Origin of the sequence: Puniceibacterium confluentis (assembly GCF_007923445.1) — a bacterium.
In the GTDB taxonomy this organism is placed as follows: Bacteria; Pseudomonadota; Alphaproteobacteria; order Rhodobacterales; family Rhodobacteraceae; genus Puniceibacterium; species Puniceibacterium confluentis.
Map to the genome: position 1 here is coordinate 301,997 of NZ_VOJI01000002.1, position 19,691 is coordinate 321,687.

Here is a 19,691-nt window from a genome sequence, read left to right on the forward strand (position 1 = left end):
GGTATGACTGATCCCAACATGATCGCCGCGAACGGCGCCTATCTCAGCCAGAACATCCCGCTGTTTGCCGCGGCATGTGCGTTGCTGCTGCTCCTGCTCGGTGGGCTGGGAGTATTGCTGCAGCGCGACAATTCGCTGCTGCGGATGCGGGCGGTCGCAGGCAACAGCGGCGGAACCTCAGGATTCCGGCTGACCAAATCGCGCAGCGATGCGCCCCGTGGCCTGGCCAAGGCGCTGATCCCGGATGACCCCAGCGAGTTGGCGCAGATCCAGTTCCAGCTCAACAAGGTCGGCTTTACCCATGTAAACGCGGTTCAGCATTTCTTTGTCATGCGCCTGGTGATGGCCATCCTGCCGCTGGTGCTGGTGTTCGGAGCGGTTGCGCTGGCCCGCGCGGGGCTGCTGCCGGTTTCGGCGCGTGATGCCGTGCTGGGCTTTCCGCCGCTGGGCCTGATGCAGATCGCCGCGGTGGGCACCGCCATCGGATTTTACGGTCCCAGCTACCTGCTGCGCACCCAGATCAAGGCGCGTCAGGCCCGGGTGCGCAACGGGTTTCCCAATGCACTGGACCTGCTGCAGATTTCGGTCGAGGCGGGGCTTGGCTTTGACGCGGCGCTGGCACGTGTCGGCACCGAACTGTCGCGGGTCTCGCCCGAGATTGCCTATGAGTTCCTGACACTTCTGAACGAGGTGAACGCCGGGCGCGACCGCGAGACCGCGATGTTCGACATGGCCGAACGCATGGGCATCGACGAGGCGAAAAGCTTTGTTCTCGTGGTGGTGCAGTCGATGCAGTTCGGCACCAGCCTGACCAAGTCGTTGCGTGCCTATGCCATCGAAATGCGCGAGAACCGCGAGTTGTCCGCGCAGGAAAAGGCCAACAAGCTGCCGGTGCAGATGTCCGCGGTGATGTCGCTGCTGATGCTGCCGGCCCTGTTCCTGATCACGTTGACGCCGATCATCATCCGCTACAGCGCGATATACTGACGCCCCGGGCACAACCGGTCCAGCTTGACACCGGTGTGTGGCGACAAGGAACCGGGCGCGCCGCCGCAGCGACGCGCCCGTGATCCAACGTTGCGGACGCTCAGTTCAGACCTTCGGCCTGCACCCATTCCCAGGTCAGATCCAGCGCGCGGCCCATCCGTTCGAGGATCTGGTCGATATCGTCTGCCGTCACGATCAGGGGCGGGCACAGCGCCAGGGTTTCATAGACGTTGCGGCAGATCAGACCCTCCTGGGCGGCAAATTTGGCCGCCTGCGCCGAGACCTTGCCGGCGGCGGCAAAGCTGCGCTTGCTGGCCTTGTCCGCCACCAGTTCCACGCCGGCGATCAGGCCGACGCCCCGCACCTCGCCGACCAGCGGGTGATCCGCAAATTTGCGCAGACCCTCCTGAAACTGCGGCTCCAGCCGGGCGGCATTGCCGATCAGATCGCGTTCTTCGATGATCGCCAGATTCTCGAGCCCGACGGCGCAGGCCACAGGATGCCCCGAACCGGTGTAACCGTGCCCGAAGGTGCCCAGCTTTTCCGAATTGTCAGCGATGGCGTTGTAGACCTTGTCGTTCATGATGATCGCCGCCAGCGGCATGTAGGACGATGTCAGCTGTTTAGAGGTGACCATGATATCCGGGGTAAAGCCGTACTTCTGGCAGCCGAAAGTCGTGCCCAGCCGTCCGAACCCGTTGATCACCTCGTCCGAGATCAGCACGATATCGTACTTGCGGCACAGGGCTTCGATGCCCGGCCAGTACCCTTCGGGCGGGGTCATCACGCCTCCGGCACCCATGACCGGCTCGCCGATGAAACCGGCGATGGTTTCCGGACCCTCGGCCAGAATGGTGTCCTCGGCTTCCTTGAGCAGGCGGGCGGTGAACTCTGCCTCGCTTTCTCCGTCCGCGCCCCAGCGCCAGTAATGCGGGCTGGTCAGATGCGTGACCGGAATGGCGGGCAGATCGAAATCCTTGTGGTTTGCCGGCAATCCGGTCAGCGACCCGGAGGCAATGGTGATCCCGTGGTAGCCCTTGTTGCGGGCCAGGAATTTCTTCTTTTCCGGGCGGCCAAGGCCATTGTTCATGAACCACAGCATCTTGATGACGGTGTCGTTCGCCTCGGATCCGGAATTGGTAAAGAACACCCGGTTCATGCCCTCGGGGGCCATCTCGGCCAGCTTTTCACCCAGTCGGATCGCCGGTTCATGCGCCTTGTGCGCAAAGCTGTGATAGTAGGGCAAAAGGTCCATCTGCCGCACGGCGGCATCGCGCAGGCGCGGTTCCGAAAATCCGACGGCGACGGACCACAGCCCGGCCAGACCTTCGATATATTCCTTGCCGTGGTCGTCATAGACCCGGACGCCATCGCCGCGCGCCATGATCATCGGCCCCTGCTTTTCGTGCAGGCGCATGTTGGTATAGGGGTGCACGCTGTGGGCGATATCAGCGGCGGCAAGCGAATTTGACAGGTCGTTCATATGGCTCTCCGATAGTCAGGCGCGCGGATCGCGGCCAAGGAATCCCCCGAGGAAGGAGGCAAGCGACGTTGTGAGGTCAGGCGACAGATAGCCGCCCTCCTGGATGAGGACAGTGGGCAGGCCCGCGGCGGCGATGAGCGCGCCCGCCTGCCGAAAGCCGTCAAAGGTGACCTTCATGCCCTTTAGCGGATCGTTTTCATGGGCATCAAGCCCCAGACTGATCACCAGAGCACTTGGGTCGAACGCCCTCACTCCGGCGAGGGCATCCGAAATCGTCGCGCACCATTCGTCGTCCCCCGTGGTATCCGGCAGCGGCAGGTTGACGTTATAGCCCTGCCCGGCGCCTTGACCGGACTCGTCCGCATGGCCGGCAAAGAACGGGTAATAGCGGTTCGGGTCGGTGTGGACCGAGATGAACAGCACGTCGTCCCGGTCATAGAAGATCCACTGTGTGCCGTTGCCATGATGCACGTCTATGTCCAGTATTGCCACCCGGTCATGTGTCCCGCGCAGGCGCTCTGCCGCGATGGCGGCGACATTCAGCAGGCAGTGACCCGCACAGGTCTCTGCATCCGAGTGGTGTCCCGGCGGGCGGGTCAGCGCATAGGCGGAGCGCTCACCGCCCAGAACCGCGTCCGCCGCTGCAACCGCGCAGTCAGCGGCGCGGCGCGTCGCGGTCCAGCTGTTTGGACCGAGCGGCGCCGATGTGTCGCCCATATGCCAGCCCGCGCGCCCGACGATGCTGTCGGGGTACTTGGCCCAGGCTTTCTGGGCAAAGGCGTTGGGCACGACTTCGGGCCCCGCACCCGGCAGTTTCTGCCATTCCGCCCAGGCCGTTTCCAGAAACGTCAGCAGTTCGCGGCTGTGCACCGCCTCAAGACAGGCGCGCGGCGCCACTGCCGGCTCTTCGGTTTTCAGCCCGAGCTGGTCCAGTCCGGCGATCAACAGACTGGCCCGCTCGGCCTGTTCGGCGTTGCGCATCAACGCACCGTGGGTCAGCCGGAACCGCGGGTCGTGGGCTTCGGTTTCCTTGGCGTAAAAACACTTCATTTAGCGGTCTTGTCCTCCAGCAGACGGAACTGCTGGCAGACGAGCGTCCGCGCCGTTCCGATATGATAATCTATGGCACTCACCGCCGCATCGCTGTCACCGGCGGCAATCGCGTCGATAATGGGTTCGTGTGTCTCGGCCATCCGGTGCGGGTCGTCATACATGCGTCCGATCAGGATCAGCCCCAGCTTGGTTTCGTTGGCGATCTGGTCGAACACGGTCAGATACCGCGGATTGCCCGAGCCACGACAGATCAGCCGGTGGAACTGCATGTCCGCCTCGACCTGCTGCGCCATATCCTCTCCGGCCTCGGCAACGCGGTAAAGTTCGGCCAGTTGCGCATGCAGCAGCGGCAGTGTCGCCTCGGCGCCCTGGGCCACCAACCGTGCAATCGCCGCGCGTTCGATGACGATGCGGAATTCATAAAGATTGTCCAGCGCCTCGGACGAGACCGTCTGCACAAAGAAACCGCGGTTGGTGCGATATTCCACCAGACCCGAACTTTCCAGCAGCCGGGCCGCCTCGCGGACCGGGGCGCGCGACACCCCCATATCGCGGGCGATGGTCGATTCGGAAAGGCGCGCCCCCGGCAGAATCCGGCCGGCCATGATGGCCTCGGCCAGCAGATTTGCGACCCGATCCACCAGCCCGTCACGGCTGAGCGGCTTGAACCGGGAGTCGGGGGGCGAAGCAGGATCAGCGGGGTCAAACACGGCAAGGACCGTCCATATGGTATGCACCTTTGCCAAAGCGTAACTGCTCTAATGTCGATTGTCGACAATTTACTTGACTCACGTTCGGGAACCGCAATGCTGAGCGCATCTGCAACCGGACCAAGGACTGACCCATGCCGGACGGCACGACCGACCTGCCCGTTTCCGCCCTCCGCCGTGATCTTGCGGCGGCCTACCGCCTGATTGCGCTCGAGGGGATGGATGACAGCATCTACACCCACATTTCCGCCCGGCTGCCCGACGGGCCCGACGGAGAAAAGCGTTTTCTCCTGAACCCTTACGGCCTGCGCTTTGACGAGGTGACGGCGTCCAACCTGGTCACCGTGGATGAAACCGGCGCCGTGATCGACGACCCCTACGGGTCGGGTGTGAACGCCGCGGGCTTTACCATTCACTCTGCCGTGCACATGGCGCGGCACGACGCCGTCTGCGTGCTGCACACCCATACCGTTGCCGGAGTTGCCCTGTCGTCGGTGCGCGAAGGGCTGCTGCCGCTCAACCAGTGGTCGGCACAGTTTCACAACCGCATCGCATTTCATGACTACGAAGGCATCGCGCTGGATCTGGCGGAACGTGACCGGATCGTCGACGACCTGGGCCGGAAATACGTGATGTTCCTGCGCAACCATGGCGTTCTGGTGCTGGGCCGCTCGGTGGGCGAGGCCGTGACCTATGCGATGAACCTGGAACGGTCCTGCCAGGCGCAGATTGCGGCGCTCGGCATGGGGCTGACGCCGGTGGTCCTGTCCGAGGACATCGCCGAACACACGGCCCGGCAATATGAAAAGGCCTATGACAGCGCGCACGCCAAGGGGAGCGACCCCGAGTGGGCCGCCATGATGCGCCGCCTTGATCGGGCCGCGCCTGAGTATTCCGACTGATCCCGGACCAACCGGGGCGCCCGAAACATATCCAAACACACGACAGGGAAAGATCCATGAACTTTTTGAAAACCACCACCTTTCTGATCGCTGCCGGCCTGGCCCAGCCACTGCTGGCACAAGACGCCGGCGGGAGGGTCGACATCGTGGTGCAGCCCGAACCCCCCAGCCTGATGCTGGGTCTGGTGCAGAACGGCCCGACCCAACAGGTCGCCGGTGACATCTACGAGAGCCTGCTGCGCTACAGCACCGACCTGGAGCCGCAACCCAGCCTGGCCCGGAGCTGGGAGATTTCCGAAGATGGCCTCACCTATACCTTCAAGCTTCAGGAAGGTGTGAAATGGCATGACGGCGCGCCGTTCACCTCTGCCGATGTGGTCTTTTCCGCTGACGTCTTCCTGCGCGAAACCCATGCCCGCATGCGCTCGTCGCTCGCCCATGTCGCCAGCATCGAAGCGCCGGATGATCTGACCGTCGTCTTCAACCTCAAGCAACCCTTCGGCCCCTTCATCGGTGTCTTCGAGACCGGCACCATGCCGATGATCCCGAAACACATCTACGAAGGCACCGATTTCGCCAACAACCCGGCGAACGCGACCCCGATCGGAACCGGCCCCTTCAAATTTGAGTCCTGGGAAAAGGGCAGCTTCATCCATCTGGTGAAGAACGAAGACTACTACCTTGATGGCAAACCTTATCTTGACGAAGTCTATTACCGCGTGATCCCCGACGCCGCCAGCCGCGCCGTCGCGTTCGAGACCGGTGAAGTCGACGTGCTGCCGGGCGGATCGGTGGAAAACTGGGATGTGGCGCGGCTGACCGGACTCGACAACACCTGCTCGACCGGCAAGGGATGGGAGTTCTTCGCGCCGCACGCCTGGATGTGGCTGAACAACCGCCAGGGACCGACATCGAACCCGTTGTTCCGTCAGGCGCTCATGTACGCGATGGACCGCGAATTCGTCCGGGATGTGGTCTGGAACGGCTTTGGCAAGGTCGCCACCGGCCCGGTGTCCTCAAAGACCAATTTCTATTCGGACGATGTGACCCAGTACGACTATGACCCGGAGAAGGCCAAGGCGCTGCTCGAAGAGATGGGTTATGACGGCGAACCCGTCCGCATCCTGCCGTTGCCCTATGGCGAGACTTGGCAGCGCTGGGCCGAAGCGGTGCGCCAGAACCTTCAGGAAGTCGGCATCGAAGTCACAATCGATTCAACCGACGTCGCCGGGTGGAACGAAAAGACCGCCCAGTGGGATTACGACATGGCGTTCACCTATCTCTACCAGTACGGCGATCCGGCGCTGGGCGTGTCGCGCAACTACGTGGAATCGCAGATCGAAAAGGGCAGCCCCTGGAACAACGTCGAAGGGTATTCCAACCCGGAACTGGACAAGAAATGGGATGCTGCCGCCATCTCGCCCAGCCCCGACGAGCGCACACGGCTGTATGACGAGATCCAGAAAGAAATCGTCAATGACGTGCCGGTCGCCTGGCTTCTCGAAATCGAGTTTCCGACGATCTACAACTGCAATCTGCAGGACCTTGTGACCACCGGTATCGGTCTCTCGGACGGTCTGCGCGACGCCTGGATCAAGCAGTAGCCGAGCCGACACGGGGCGCCGGAATTCCCGGAGCCCCGCCCGCTGGGGCGTTGGCTGAAATTCGCGCATCAACACATTGACGTCATTGAGGATCCCCCCGACAGATGTCCCTTTTGACCACCATCTTCGGGCGGCTGATCAAGGCAGTGCTCACACTGCTGGCGATTGCCGTGCTGAACTTCTTTCTGATCCACGCCGCCCCCGGAGATCCCGCCGCCGTCATTGCCGGCGAGGCGGGGGCCGCTGATCCGCTGTTCATCGCGCAATTGCGCGAACGTTTTGGCCTGGACCAGCCGCTCTATGTGCAGCTCTGGTCCTATGTGAAGAATGTGCTGACGCTCGACCTAGGCTATTCGTTTCGTCAGGGCATGCCGGTCTACGACCTGATCGCTGACCGCCTGCCCGCAACCCTGCTGCTGACGCTGAGTTCCTTTGTCATCTCGCTGAGCCTTGGCATCGCCTTTGGCGTCGCCGCAGCCGCGCGGGTGGGCAAGGCTTCGGACAGCATCCTCACCACCATTGCCCTGCTGTTCTATGCCACCCCGCTGTACTGGGCGGCACTTATGGCGGTGCTGGTGTTCTCGGTGCAACTGGGCTGGCTGCCCGGATTTGGCTATGAAACCGTCGGCAGCGGCTATTCCGGCCTGCAGCGGACCTGGGACATCCTGCAGCACCTGATCCTGCCGGCGCTGACGCTGGGGCTGTTCTTCATGGCGGTCTACATGCGGATGACGCGGGCCTCGATGCTGGAAGTCAGCCAGATGGATTTTGTGAAAACCGCCCGCGCCAAGGGCCTGTCGGGCGCGGTGATCCGGCGTCGTCACATCCTGCGCAACGCCCTGCTGCCGGTGGTGACGCTTGCCGGTCTGCAGGCCGGTCAGCTGATCGGCGGCGCGGTGCTGACCGAAACGGTCTTTGCCTGGCCCGGGATCGGACGGTTGATGTTCGAAAGCCTCGAGGCCCGCGATTACAACACCATTCTCGGGGTGTTCCTTGTGTCCGCCGCAATGGTGATCCTGTTCAATATCCTGACCGACATCGTTTACCGGCTGGTCGACCCGCGGATCGGAGCCAAATCATGACCTTCTGGAAACGCTTTGCCACCAACCGCGGTGCGGTGATCGGGCTGGTCCTGCTTGCGGCGGTGATCGCCATCGCCCTGCTGGCCCCGGTGATCTATCCCGGCGGCCCCTGGAAGATGGTACAGCGCCCCTTCCTTGTCCCGTTCACGACGGACGGTCTGCCGCTGGGCACCGATACGCTGGGCCGCAACGTCGCCGCAGGCCTTGTGCACGGCGCGCGGGTATCGCTGCTGGTGGGACTTGTCTCGACGGTGATGGCGCTGCTGATCGGGGTGCCGCTGGGCGCGCTGGCGGGGTTCTATGGCGGCTATGTCGACGAGGGCGCAATGCGCTTTACCGAGTTTTTCCAGACCATCCCGAACTTTGCCCTCGCGATCGTGCTGGTCGCGATCCTGCAACCGACGCTGGGGTCGATCACCCTGGCAATCGCCATCGTCTCCTGGCCGCCGGTCGCGCGGCTGGTGCGGGCCGAGGTGATGTCGCTCAAGCGGCGCGAGTTCGTCGACGCGGCGCACCTTGCGGGACTGTCGAACATCCGCATCCTGGTCAGCGAAGTGCTGCCCAACGCGGTTTCGCCGATCATCGTCATGGCTTCGCTCATGGTTGCCACGGCAATTCTGCTGGAATCCTCGCTGTCCTTTCTTGGCCTGGGAGACCCCAACATCATGTCCTGGGGCTACATGATCGGCGCGGCGCGCACGGTGATCCGTTCGGCCTGGTGGCTGTCGTTCTTTCCCGGGCTTGCGATCCTGCTGACCGTTCTGGCGCTGAACCTGATCGGTGAGGGACTGAACGACGCCTTCAACCCGCACCTGACCAAGAAGGGCCGCACATGAGTGACCCCATCCTGTCCATCGACGCCCTGACCATCGACCTGCCCGCAGGTGCGGACCGCCCCCACGCGGTCGAGGATGTCAGCTTTGATCTCAGCAAGGGTGAAATCCTCTGTGTGGTCGGCGAATCCGGTTCGGGCAAGTCGATGACCGCCAACGCGCTGATGGGTCTGCTGCCGGACGGCGTGACCGTCGGCAGGGGACGCGCGGTGTTCGACGGCACCGATGTGCTGCCGCTGTCAGAGGTGCGCAAACAGGCCCTGCGCGGCGCACGCATCGGCATGATCTTTCAGGAGCCGATGACGGCGCTGAACCCGCTGATGCGGATCGGCGACCAGATTGCCGAGGTTTTTGCCGCCCACAAGCTGCACAGCAAATCCGAACGCCGCGCCCGGGCGCTGGCGCTGGTGAAAGAGGTCGGCCTGCCCGACCCGGAAAAGATCATCCGGGCCTATCCATTCCAGTTGTCCGGGGGCCAGCGGCAGCGGGCGATGATTGCCATGGCTCTGGCACTGGAACCGGAAATCCTGATTGCTGACGAACCGACAACGGCGCTGGATGTCACCACACAGGCACAGATCCTGCGGCTGATCCTTGCCCTGCGGGAAAAACACGGCATGGCGGTGATGTTCATCACCCATGACTTTGGCGTGGTGGCCGAAATTGCCGACCGGGTCATCGTCATGCGCCATGGCAGGATTGTCGAGGCGGGGCTGGCCCAACAGGTGCTCGAGACGCCGCAGCACAGCTATACCCGTGCCCTGCTGGACGCGATCCCCACTGGCAGGGTGCCCGACCTGCAGGTGATCACCGCGGCGCCGGCGCTGGAAATCCGCAACCTCAACAAGATTTACCGCACCGGCGGCGGTGTGTTCCGCCCGGCCCGCGAAGTGCGGGCGGTCAACGATGTGACCCTGACGATCGCCAAGGGCGAGGTGCTGGGTCTGGTCGGTGAATCCGGCTCCGGCAAGTCGACGCTGGGACGCGCGGTGGTGCGGCTGGTGACCCCGGATTCCGGGCAGGTGCTGGTCGGCGGTGTCGACCTCGCCGCGCTGGATGCGAAGGCGCTGCGCCAACAGAGGCACCGGGTTCAGATGGTGTTTCAGGACCCTTATGCCTCGCTCAACCCGCGTCACCGCATCCTGCGTTCGCTGTCGGACGGCCCCATCGCCAAGGGTGTGCCGAAACGGCAGGCCCACACGAGGGCGCGCGAGTTGCTGGACATCGTCGGTCTGGGCGCCGATGCGGCGACGCGGTTTCCGCACGAATTTTCCGGGGGCCAGCGGCAGCGCATCGGCATCGCCCGGGCGCTCGCCATGGACCCGGAACTGATCATCGCCGACGAGGCGGTGTCGGCGCTGGACGTGTCGATTCAGGCGCAGGTGCTGGCGTTGCTGGCGGATCTGCGCCGCAAGATGGGCCTGTCGATCCTGTTCATCACCCACGACCTGCGCGTCGCGGCGCAGGTCTGCGACCGGATCGCGGTGATGCAGTATGGCAGGCTGGTCGAAGTCGGGCCGGTGCGAGAGGTGTTTCACGCCCCGCAGCAACCCTATACCCGCGAACTTCTGGCGGCCGTCCCCGGCGCCGGATGGGCGGTCGCGCCTGAGGCCGTTTCGGCATGACCGGGCAGCGCTGGATCGGCGTTGTCGCCTGCCGCGCCCTGAACCTCAAGGACCGGTACGGCCCGGTGTTTGCAGAACTGGCCCCCGGCATCACCCTGTTGCGCCCCGAAGAGGTATCCGATCCGGAAGCCGTGGATTTTGTCCTGTCCTGGGCGCCGCCGGACGATGCCTTTGCACCCTACCCCAACCTCAGGGCTATCTTTTCGATTGCCGCCGGGATGGACGCCATCCTCGCCTGCCCGTCGCGCCCCTCCGAAGTGCCGGTGTTCCGGGTCGAGGATCCGGATCAGGCGTTGCAGATGGCGGGCTTTGCGGTCTTTCACGTGATCTGGCATCACCGCAAGATGCGCCAGCACCTCGCGGATCAGGCGCGTGGCCTGTGGAACCGGCCCCGAACCGGCCGCTCTCCGGCACAGGTGCGGGTCGGGGTCATGGGCCTTGGTTTCATGGGCCGGGCGGTGGCGCGGGGCGTAGCACAGCTTGGCTATGATGTGGCCAGCCTGTCGCGCAGCCTGCCCGCACGGCCCGAGCCGGGCATCGCGCATCTCACCGACACCGACCGCAGGGCGTTTCTGGCGCGCAGCGATATCCTGATCAACGTCTTGCCGATGACAGCCGCCACCAGGGGGCTGTTTGACGCCGACCTGTTCGCCGCCCTGCCTGCTGGCGCCGCGTTCATCCATCTGGGGCGCGGTGCGCAGCTCGACGAGAAAGCACTGCTGGATGCGCTTGAGACGGATCATCTGTCCGGCGCGTCCCTCGATGTCTTTGCCCCCGAACCCCTGACCGCCGGCCACCCGTTCTGGTCTCATCCCAGGATCCTTGTGACGCCGCACACCGCGAGCGAGGCAGAGTCGGCGGCGACGGTGAACAATGTGGTGACCCATCTGTCGGCGATGGGCTGAACCGGGCGTGGGCGATGCGCCCGGTATTTGCCCGGTCACCCGGCCCGGCCACCTCGGGGCGCCTGCGCCGCCCCCGCCTGCCCCTGTCCGCCATCGGTGATTTCGCGACGCAACCAGCCACAGAAGGCCAGCGCCGACGGCGACTGGCGAACCTCGGGCTGCGTGACCAGCGCATATTCGCCATGGGGAAAGGCACTTGCCCCGAACGGGCGCACCAGCGCCCCCGCGGCCAGGGAGCCGCCGCCAAGAAACCCGTCATCAATGGCAAAGCCCGCGCCACTGCGCGCCAAGGCCAGCGCGTCCTGGGTGTTTGATGCGTGAACGTGGCGCCGGGCCGGGATCTGCTCGGCCCCCATGGCGGCAAACCAGCGCGCCCAGAGCGCGCCGTCGTCCTCGTGGATCAGCGTCGCGCCGCGCAGGTGCGACGGAAGCATCACTCCGCCCTGATGCAAAAGGGCCGGCGCGCAGACCGGGAACATTTCCAGCTGCACCAGCCTCTCGACCCGAAGGCCGGGGAACGCCACCTGATTGAACACAATCGCCGCATCGACCCGTGGCAAACCGGCGTCGATCATCGCGGGCAGCCGCGTGAGGTTCAGACTCAGATCCGGAAACAGGTCCAGAAACCGCGACAGTCGCGGCACCAGCCACTGCGCTGCAAAGGCGGGCGGCGCGGCGACGGACAGGCTGCCCGACAGGGCATCCGCGCCCAGTTGCAGCGTCGTCGCCGCAATCTCGTTCAGGGCCCGGGCGACGGTATCGCGCAGCCGCCTGCCGTCCGGGGTCAGCACCAGACGCCGCCGGTTCGCCTCGAAGAGCGGCGTGCCCAGCGCGGCCTCAAGGCTGCGGACCTGATGGCTGATCGCGCTTTGGGTGATATTGAGCTCTTCGCCCGCGCGGCGCATGTTGAGATGGCGCGCCGTGGCTTCAAAGCCCTGAAGCGCGTTGAGCGGCAAGTTGTGCGGACGGATACGCATGGCTTTCCTCAAAATTGGCTCATCGAAACTGTGATGCATTCGCATTTTACATTGGTTTATTTGCCGTACATCCTTTGCCTGCGCCTGAAAACACTGAGGACCGATATGGACGCCACATTTTCCCGACGCCGCCTGATCGCCCCCGACCGCCTGCGCGCCCTGATGCAGAGATCCAATCTGCGCGGCGGCCTGCAACTGGGCAGCCATCTGGGGGCCATCGCGGTGGCAGGGACATTGCTCTGGATCACCTGGGGCAGCCTCTGGGCACTGCCGCTGTTCATGGCGCACGGGATCCTGATCAACTTCCTGTACGCAGCTCAGCACGAGCTGAGCCACGGCACGGTCTTTGCCACTAGGGGGATCAACGTGCTGTTCGGGCGGATCTTCGGCTTTTTGCTGATCTATCCGCGGGATTTCGACAAGATCCAGCACTGGGCACACCATCAGCACACCCAGAACTGGGAGAAGGACGGGGAACTGGTGCGCGAACCCTATACGCTGCGCTCGTATCTGCTGTGGTTCTGGGGCCCGAGCTACTGGCAGACCCGGGTGAGCCGGATTCTGCGCTTCTGCCGGGGCGTGGTGATCGAGCCCTATATCCGGCCCGGTGAACAGGCACTGGTGATCCGCGAGGCGCGCATTCACGCCGCGCTCTATGCGCTGGTGGCGGGGCTGTCGCTGGTCCTCGGCAGCTGGGCGGCGGTGCTGTTGTGGCTGGCGCCGATGCTGGTGATGAAACCGGTGCACCAGTTGCAGAACACGATCGAGCATCTGGGGCTGAGCCACAAGGACGACATCCTGGAAAACACGCGATCCACCCGGAGCAATGCGCTGACGCGCTGGCTGTGCTGGCAGATGCCCTACCACACCGCGCATCACACGTTTCCCAGTGTACCGTTCTGGCAGTTGTCGAATCTGGACAGGGCGATGCGCGCCTCGGGGGCTGAACCGCACCAGATGGGCTGGATCGAGTTCCAGATCGAAGTGATCCGCAAGCTGCGCGCCAGGTCCGAAGCGGATTACCCCTATGACGAGGTGTGGATCGTGCCGCGCGGTGATGGCCGCAGCACCCGGGTCGAAGCGGCATGAGGCGCCTGCAGGTGTTCCAGTCGCTCTGGGCGATGCAGCCGCATGACGCCTCGGGTCAGGCGCTGCCGCTCGACCGGGTGGCGGGAATGGTGGCCGAAGCGGGGTATGCCGGTCTCGCCATCGACCTTGGGGCATCGGACGTGGCGGTGGCGCATGCCATCCGCCCACATCTGCAACGCGAAGGGCTGTTGCCGCTGATCGTCGCCTTTCCGCGCGCGGTGAAATCACTGCGCGACACGCTGCTGATGGCGCAGGATTTCGGTGCGCCCTTTGTGAATGTGGTCGGACAGGTGTTTCCGCTCACGGTTGCGGGCGCCATCCCGGTGGTCCGCGAGTGGATTGAAATGTCGGAGCGGATCGGCATGCCGGTGCAGTTCGAAACCCACCGCAACTGCATCACCAACGACCTGTTCGCCACCTTGTCATTGCTGGATGCGGTGCCCGAGATGCGGCTGGCGGCGGACCTGTCGCATTATCTGGTGGATCGGGAATTCAAACTGCCGTTGCAAAGCTGGGAACGCGGATTGCTGACGCGCTGTCTGGCGCGTTCGGACAGCTTTCAGGGGCGGGTGTCGGGGCGCCAGCAAATCCAGTTGCAGATCAATTTTCCGCAGCACGCGCCCTGGGTCGCCCTGTTCCGGTCGCTCTGGGAGGAGGGGTTTGCCAGTTGGCGCAACCGCAACGACAGCGGCGACATGGTGTTCCTGTGCGAACTCGGCCCGCCGGAATACGCGATGACCGACGCGGACGGGCGCGAGATGTCAAACCGTTGGGACGAGGCGTTGCAGATCAGGGCCATGGCCAAAGACATCTGGAACAGGCTCGGCGGCGACGGCTGACTGTCGCCGCCAATGGCACGCCGCATCTGCGCGCACAGAGCCCCGGATGGGCCGTCAATAAGCCGCGCGATAGAGCCTGGTGATGTCGTCAACCGACAGATCGACCGGATTCCAGTCCAGCAGGCGGCGGATGCCATGCGCCTCCTGCGCCATGACGGGCAGGTCGTCTTCGGGTACATCATAGGCCCGCAGGTGCATGTCCAGACCCAGGGATTCACAGAACGCCCGCGCCCCGCCCAGCACGTCGCCGGTGCTGTCAAACCCCAGCGCCGTGCAGATCCGCGCGGTTTTTTCAGGCGTTGCCGCCGCATTTACCGCCAGAACATGCGGAAAGATCAGGGCGTTGGCAATGCCATGCGCCAGTTTGTGCCGGGTGCCCAGCGGATAGGCCACGGCATGACCGGCCGTGGTGTTGACCGGCCCCAGGCATATGCCGCCATAGAATGCCGCCAGCGACAGACCGGCGCGGGCCTCGGCATCGGTGCCGTCGTCGACGGCGCGTTGCAGGTAACGCCCCACCAGTTCGATCCCCTGCATGGCATAGGCGTCGATGATCGGATGGGCGCGCTTCGAGGTAAAGGCCTCGACACAATGCGCCATGGCATCGACACCGGTGGCAGCGGTGACGAACGGCGGCACCGAATGGGTCAGTTCCGGGTCGATGACCACGAGATCGGCCAGCATGTGACGGCTTTCCGTGGCGATCTTCGAACGTGTTTCCGGGTCCGTGATCAGTGCCCGGGTCCCGACCTCGGAACCTGTGCCGGCGGTTGTGGGGATCTGCACCAGCCCGACGGCCCGGGGGGGTGCGCGGTGCGGGCCGCTGATGTCGGACAGCGGGCGTCCCTGCCCCACCATCACCGCAACCAGCTTGGCCAGATCCATCGCCGATCCGCCGCCAAAGCCGATGATCAGATCAGAGCCCTCCGCCGCGCGCACGGCGGCCTCCAGGTTGTCGATATCCGGTTCGGGCACCACAGTGCCAAAACACGCGGGCGTGCCGATGCCAAGGCGGTCCAGCCGCGCGGCATTGACGGGATCGGCAATCACGAACGGTCTGCGATGTCCCTGCGCTGCGATCCACTCTGCCAGACACTCCAGCGTCCCCGCCCCGAAGCGCAGGGTGGCAGGACGCAGCATTTCGATTTCATGGGTGAGCGCAAGCATCTGGTGTCTCCGATTGGAAGGACAGCACACCACGGCGGGCAGCCGAAGACGGTTGTGCTGAGTCTGGCTCAAACTGACGCCGACACATAAAGTTGTCAACTTATTTGGCAATTTACGGCGGGCAAAAATGCTCCGGCCTGCGGGATATCCTGTGATGCGAAATGAATTCCGGCGTTAAATTCAACAGTAATATGATGTTTATAAATACTTTTTGCTCTGACATCGCACTACTGCCTGACGTGCGGACCGCCCGCCGCAACAGGAATATTGACATGTTATCAATTTATGCGCATTCTCGCCACAAATCCGTACTGCCCGCGGTCGGCGGCCCGGAGTCACCGCTTCGAACCGATCGCGTTTCCAAGACCCGCCCTGCCCCGCTGCTGCCCTGCATCCGGAGCCAATCCTGACCGCCCGCGCCTGTCGTGGCCCCTGATACCGGACTGCACATGACCCGTTCCGCCTATGTCGCCCTCGTCACCTGTTTCAACGAGGATGAGACCCTCAACCTCGACGCCACGCGCGCGCAGGTGCGCCGCCAGGTGGCCGCCGGCAACAACATCATGTGCGCCGGAACCAACGGCGACTTTTCGGCACTCACCCACGGCGAGAAGCTGGACCTGCTGGAGGCGGTGGTCGACGAAGCGGCCGGTCGGGTGAAGGTGATCGTGAATGCGGGCTGCCCCGCCACCTTCGAAACGCTGCAACTGGCGCGCGGGTGCGATGCCATTGGCGTCGACGGCATTGCCATCGTCACTCCGTATTTCATCGCCTGCACGCAGGACGGTCTGGTCCGGCACTTCAGCACCGTGGCCGATTCAGTGCAGACTCCGGTCTATCTGTACGACATTCCGGCGCGCACCCAGAACCATATCGAGCCTGACACCGCGCGGATCCTGGCCCGGCATCCCAACATCGCGGGCATCAAGGATTCCGGCGGATCAACCGAAACCGTGATGGCCTACCTTGATGTCGCCAGAGATTCCGATGGCTTCGAGGTCTACTGCGCACCGGATCATCTGGTGCACTGGGGATTGAAAGAAGGTTGCAGCGGGGTGATTTCCGGCCTTGGCAACGTGGCGCCGCACATCCTTGCCGCCATTCTCGACGGGTTCAACACCGGTGACACCGCCGCAGCCGATGCCGCGCAGCAGGTCTTTGCCGACCTGCGCAAGGACCTGTATGCGCTGGGATATCCGCCTGCGATGGTCAAACGGGCCCTGTACATGATGGACCCTTCGGTGGGCCTGTCACGCCAGCCCGCGCTGATGCCCGACGCCGCCCAGGACGCGGCCATCGCCACCATTCTCAAATCCCACAGCCTGACCTGAGCCCGAGGAAAATCGTATGAGCAACTCTCCTATCGTTATCACCATGGGCGATCCTTCCGGAGTCGGCGCCGAAGTGACGGTCAAGGCAATCGCTTCGCTTCCGGCGGCGGCCCGGGCAGGTTATGCGGTGATCGGCGACGCAGACACGCTGGACCGTGCGGTCACCGCCACCGGCGTCGACCTGACGCTGGGGGACGCTCCCGGGGGCCTGCGGGTGATCCATGTTCCGGTGGACGGGCTGCCGGGCCGCTTTGGCGTGCTCTCCGAGGCCTGTGGCGAAGCCTGTTTCCGCTATATCGACAAGGCGGTGCAGATGACCACAGGCGGTGAGGCCGCAGGCATCGTCACCGCTCCGATCAACAAGGAGGCGCTGAATTCTGCCGGACATCACTATGACGGCCACACCGGAATGCTGGCGCATCTGACAGGCTGCGCGGCGTCCTGGATGCTGCTGGCCTCGGAAACACTCAACGTCATCCACGTGTCGACGCATGTGTCGCTGAAGGATGCGATCAGCCGCGCCACCCCGGACCGCGTCGCCGAAACCATCCGCGTCGGCCACCGGCACTTTCAGCGCATGGGGGTGGCAAATCCCCGCATCGCCGTGGCCGGCATCAATCCGCATTGCGGCGAAAACGGGCTGTTCGGACGCGAGGATGACAACCAGGCGGCGCCCGGAGTTGCGATCGCCCGCGCCGAGGGGATCAATGTCGTCGGCCCGATCTCGGCCGATACGGTCTATTACCGCGCGCACCGTGGCGATTTTGATCTTGTCGTGGCGCAGTACCACGATCAGGGCCACATTCCGATCAAACTGATCGCCTTTGACTCTGCGGTCAACGTGTCGCTCGGGCTGCCGATCGACCGGTCTTCGGTCGATCATGGCACCGCGTTCGACATCGCCGGCACCGGCAAGGCGAACCATGTGAACATGCTCTCGGCGCTGGATTATGCGGGAAAACTGCGGACCGGACGGCCCTGACTTGACTGCGGCGCCGTCGGCACCAGCCTGAAACCCAAACGCCGCGTCCGCCCGTTTCCGGGCAGGCGCGGCGCGCTGACTCTGCCCGGAAACGGATCGCGTCTGTTACAACTTTTCCAGCCGGTCGCGCCACCCCGAGGCAAGCCGGACATGTTTGATCGCCCGGCGATGGAACGTGTAGGCCAGATGCAGACAGCCGTCCGAGGTTTCGAGCAGCCAGGGATAGGACAGCTCGCGGTTGTGCCCGTCGACCGAGTTGTTGCTGAGGCAGGCGCCGTCGCCCTGCTCGACCAGAAATCGCTGCGGGAAGGTCCGGCCGCCATCGTGCGACAGGCACAGGGCAACCGGCGCGCGGGGCACCCCCCAGACCGGAACGCAGCCCCCCGACGGGTCCGCGTCGGGGCGCGTGTCGTCCTCTCCCAATTCGTCGTAGAGCGAGGCGCGGCGCGCCTGTGACATCTCTCCGTTCACCGGATTGCAGATCATCGCGACCTCGCCCCCGGCCAGCCGGATCACCGAAACCGAAGAGTTGTTGTTGGGCACATCCGTGGCCACGGGCGCGGTCCAGCTGCGTCCGCCATCGCGGCTTTCTGAGCGGTGGACATGGTCGGCCTGACGGCGCCGGTAGAACGCCGCGAACGCGCCGTCCAGCGGCACCGGACACATGTGAACGGCACCGACGGAACCAGGGACTTCGGCATAATCCCATGTTTTTCCGTTATCTTTGGACACTGCGGTCGCGGCGACATCGTGACTGCCGGTCCACTTCTGGCCCGGACGCTGAACACAGCGAAAGATCGGGAGCAACCAGCCCCCGTCGTCCAGAACCTGTAGCGGAGCACGGATAAAGCAGCCGCGCGGCAGATCCAGATACCGGCCTCCCTCTGCCGACATCGCGGTGCCGTCGCGGCTGACAACCGCCATGCGGACGCGGCATTCATCCTGATTGCCCGCGGGCTGCGACGTGTGCAAGAGATACAGCACGCCGTCTGGCGCCGCGAACAGCACCGGGTTCTGCTCCGAATGGTCCGGGTCATGGCTCAGCGTCGTCACAGGCCCCCAGGCATCCGCCCCGGGCAGCAGCACCGAGGCGCGGACCGCGATGTCGGACTTGCCTTCCAGCGAGCCGCCGAACCAGGCACAGATCACGGCACCATCCGCCGCTTCGTGCAGAAATGCCGCGTGGTTCTGGATCATCGGTGACGGCAGAAACGCTTCTGACCGCCCCTCGGACACGCGGGTCAATTGCCCGGTCATGGCCTTTTCAATCACATCGACATGCATGGATCGCCCCCCTTGTTGCAAGGGGATTTACGCCCGTGACAGCGCAGAGGTCAAGTAATTTGTCATGTTGTAAGTAACTTGTTATTCCGGCATCCGCAGATCAATCAGTCCGCCGCCGAACAGCCGGTCGCGCGACCGCTCGAGATGCCCCGACATCAGCGTCGAGGCCGTGTCGGGGTCGCGCGCCGCGACGGCTGCGTAGATCGCGCTGTGTTCTTCAAAGACGCCCTGAAGCCCCCGGGCGCCGTCACTCATCAGCGACTGGCCATGCAGCTTCATGCCGACATAGATGTGGTCGCGCAGGGCGCGCAGGGTTGCCTCGAAATACTGGTTGCTCGCCGCCTTGGCGATGGCCAGGTGAAACGCGAAATCCGCATCTTCCCGGTGCGTGAGCGAGCCGGTGGCGTCGCGCAGCAGGTCCAGTGCGCGGGCAATTTCCTCCAGCGCGACGGTGTTGTGACGCTCGGCCGCCAGTCGCGCCGCCTTGGTTTCCAGGGTGATGCGGAATTCATAGCAGCGCTGGATGTCGGCCAGCGTCTCGACCCGGGCAAAGCCGACGGGGGCATTGATCGGGATGCGCACGTAGCTGCCGGCCCCCTGACGGGAATAGATCAGCCCCTCTTCCCGCAGGCGATCCAGAGCGGCCCGCAGAACCGGGCGCGAGACACCGAATTCCAGCGACAGGGCATTTTCCGGCGGCAGTTTCTGGTTGGTGGGATATTCGCCGTTCGAGATCCGCGTGAACAGGGTGTGATAGACACGATCTGCAAGGGTCGTGCGCGATCTGGCCTTCTCCTCTTTCATGACGACTCTCCTGATCCTGGGGCAGTGTTCACGT

18 protein-coding genes are annotated in these 19,691 nt (G+C 64.2%); 11 read left to right on the forward strand and 7 right to left on the reverse strand.

From position 1 onward, the window contains the following. Positions 1-3: 3 nt before the first annotated feature. Positions 4-987, forward strand: a complete 984-nt coding sequence (locus FOY53_RS23390) for a type II secretion system F family protein (RefSeq protein ID WP_222435218.1) — start codon at positions 4-6, stop codon at positions 985-987. Between the two features lie 100 nt (positions 988-1,087). Here the strand turns inward: FOY53_RS23390 and FOY53_RS04105 are convergent, their stop codons facing one another. The 3 genes from FOY53_RS04105 to FOY53_RS04115 are packed head-to-tail and all read right to left on the reverse strand — an operon-like array spanning position 1,088 to position 4,233. Further along, a complete protein-coding gene (locus FOY53_RS04105) occupies positions 1,088-2,470 on the reverse strand; it encodes an aspartate aminotransferase family protein (RefSeq protein ID WP_146585992.1) in 1,383 nt (460 codons plus the stop codon). A 15-nt stretch (positions 2,471-2,485) separates the two neighbouring features. Continuing rightward, positions 2,486-3,520, reverse strand: a complete 1,035-nt coding sequence (locus FOY53_RS04110) for a histone deacetylase family protein (RefSeq protein WP_146585994.1) — start codon at positions 3,518-3,520, stop codon at positions 2,486-2,488. Next, a complete protein-coding gene (locus FOY53_RS04115) occupies positions 3,517-4,233 on the reverse strand; it encodes a GntR family transcriptional regulator (RefSeq protein WP_246107274.1) in 717 nt (238 codons plus the stop codon). The genes FOY53_RS04110 and FOY53_RS04115 overlap by 4 nt, the downstream gene beginning before the upstream one ends. Positions 4,234-4,367: 134 nt before the next feature. Between FOY53_RS04115 and FOY53_RS04120 the strand changes: the two genes are divergently transcribed. The 6 genes from FOY53_RS04120 to FOY53_RS04145 all read left to right on the forward strand — a co-directional run bounded on the left by FOY53_RS04120 (position 4,368) and on the right by FOY53_RS04145 (position 11,184). After that, the gene (locus tag FOY53_RS04120) at positions 4,368-5,135 is read left to right on the forward strand and encodes a class II aldolase/adducin family protein (protein ID WP_146585996.1); all 768 of its coding nucleotides are present in this window, start codon (positions 4,368-4,370) and stop codon (positions 5,133-5,135) included. Positions 5,136-5,191: 56 nt separating this feature from the next. Further along, positions 5,192-6,739, forward strand: coding sequence for an ABC transporter substrate-binding protein (locus FOY53_RS04125; protein WP_146585998.1), 1,548 nt, complete (start codon positions 5,192-5,194; stop codon positions 6,737-6,739). 104 nt (positions 6,740-6,843) lie between these two features. Beyond that, positions 6,844-7,821, forward strand: a complete 978-nt coding sequence (locus FOY53_RS04130; RefSeq protein ID WP_146586001.1) for an ABC transporter permease — start codon at positions 6,844-6,846, stop codon at positions 7,819-7,821. After that, entirely contained in the window at positions 7,818-8,657 is an 840-nt protein-coding gene (locus FOY53_RS04135) for an ABC transporter permease (protein WP_146586002.1), read from the forward strand. Before FOY53_RS04130 ends, FOY53_RS04135 begins: the two co-directional genes overlap by 4 nt. Further along, positions 8,654-10,279: an ABC transporter ATP-binding protein gene (locus tag FOY53_RS04140; RefSeq protein WP_146586005.1), complete on the forward strand. Its 1,626-nt coding sequence runs from the start codon at positions 8,654-8,656 to the stop codon at positions 10,277-10,279. The genes FOY53_RS04135 and FOY53_RS04140 overlap by 4 nt, the downstream gene beginning before the upstream one ends. Beyond that, positions 10,276-11,184, forward strand: a complete 909-nt coding sequence (locus FOY53_RS04145) for a 2-hydroxyacid dehydrogenase (protein WP_146586007.1) — start codon at positions 10,276-10,278, stop codon at positions 11,182-11,184. The genes FOY53_RS04140 and FOY53_RS04145 overlap by 4 nt, the downstream gene beginning before the upstream one ends. 35 nt (positions 11,185-11,219) lie before the next feature. Here FOY53_RS04145 and FOY53_RS04150 read toward each other — a convergent pair whose 3' ends face one another. Further along, positions 11,220-12,161: a LysR substrate-binding domain-containing protein gene (locus tag FOY53_RS04150; RefSeq protein WP_186766501.1), complete on the reverse strand. Its 942-nt coding sequence runs from the start codon at positions 12,159-12,161 to the stop codon at positions 11,220-11,222. 105 nt (positions 12,162-12,266) lie between these two features. Between FOY53_RS04150 and FOY53_RS04155 the strand changes: the two genes are divergently transcribed. Both FOY53_RS04155 and FOY53_RS04160 read left to right on the forward strand, forming a co-directional pair. Continuing rightward, the gene (locus FOY53_RS04155) at positions 12,267-13,250 is read left to right on the forward strand and encodes a fatty acid desaturase (RefSeq protein WP_146586011.1); all 984 of its coding nucleotides are present in this window, start codon (positions 12,267-12,269) and stop codon (positions 13,248-13,250) included. After that, positions 13,247-14,089: a sugar phosphate isomerase/epimerase family protein gene (locus FOY53_RS04160; RefSeq protein ID WP_146586013.1), complete on the forward strand. Its 843-nt coding sequence runs from the start codon at positions 13,247-13,249 to the stop codon at positions 14,087-14,089. The genes FOY53_RS04155 and FOY53_RS04160 overlap by 4 nt, the downstream gene beginning before the upstream one ends. Before the next feature lie 54 nt (positions 14,090-14,143). Here FOY53_RS04160 and FOY53_RS04165 read toward each other — a convergent pair whose 3' ends face one another. Then, entirely contained in the window at positions 14,144-15,256 is a 1,113-nt protein-coding gene (locus tag FOY53_RS04165) for an iron-containing alcohol dehydrogenase (protein WP_146586015.1), read from the reverse strand. A 449-nt stretch (positions 15,257-15,705) separates the two neighbouring features. Here FOY53_RS04165 and FOY53_RS04170 point away from each other — a divergent pair, with 449 nt between their 5' ends. Further along, on the forward strand, positions 15,706-16,587 hold the full coding sequence (locus FOY53_RS04170; RefSeq protein ID WP_146586017.1) for a dihydrodipicolinate synthase family protein: 882 nt from the start codon (positions 15,706-15,708) through the stop codon (positions 16,585-16,587). Between the two features lie 16 nt (positions 16,588-16,603). Then, positions 16,604-17,569 carry a 4-hydroxythreonine-4-phosphate dehydrogenase PdxA gene (gene pdxA / locus FOY53_RS04175; protein WP_146586019.1) on the forward strand — a complete coding sequence of 322 codons (966 nt, stop codon included), beginning with the start codon at positions 16,604-16,606 and terminating at the stop codon, positions 17,567-17,569. Positions 17,570-17,674: 105 nt separating this feature from the next. On the opposite strand, the gene FOY53_RS04180 is transcribed toward pdxA, so the two are convergent. Both FOY53_RS04180 and FOY53_RS04185 read right to left on the reverse strand, forming a co-directional pair. Then, the gene (locus tag FOY53_RS04180) at positions 17,675-18,826 is read right to left on the reverse strand and encodes a sialidase family protein (protein WP_246107275.1); all 1,152 of its coding nucleotides are present in this window, start codon (positions 18,824-18,826) and stop codon (positions 17,675-17,677) included. 108 nt (positions 18,827-18,934) lie between these two features. Beyond that, on the reverse strand, positions 18,935-19,657 hold the full coding sequence (locus FOY53_RS04185; protein WP_146586023.1) for a FadR/GntR family transcriptional regulator: 723 nt from the start codon (positions 19,655-19,657) through the stop codon (positions 18,935-18,937). Positions 19,658-19,691: the final 34 nt, after the last annotated feature.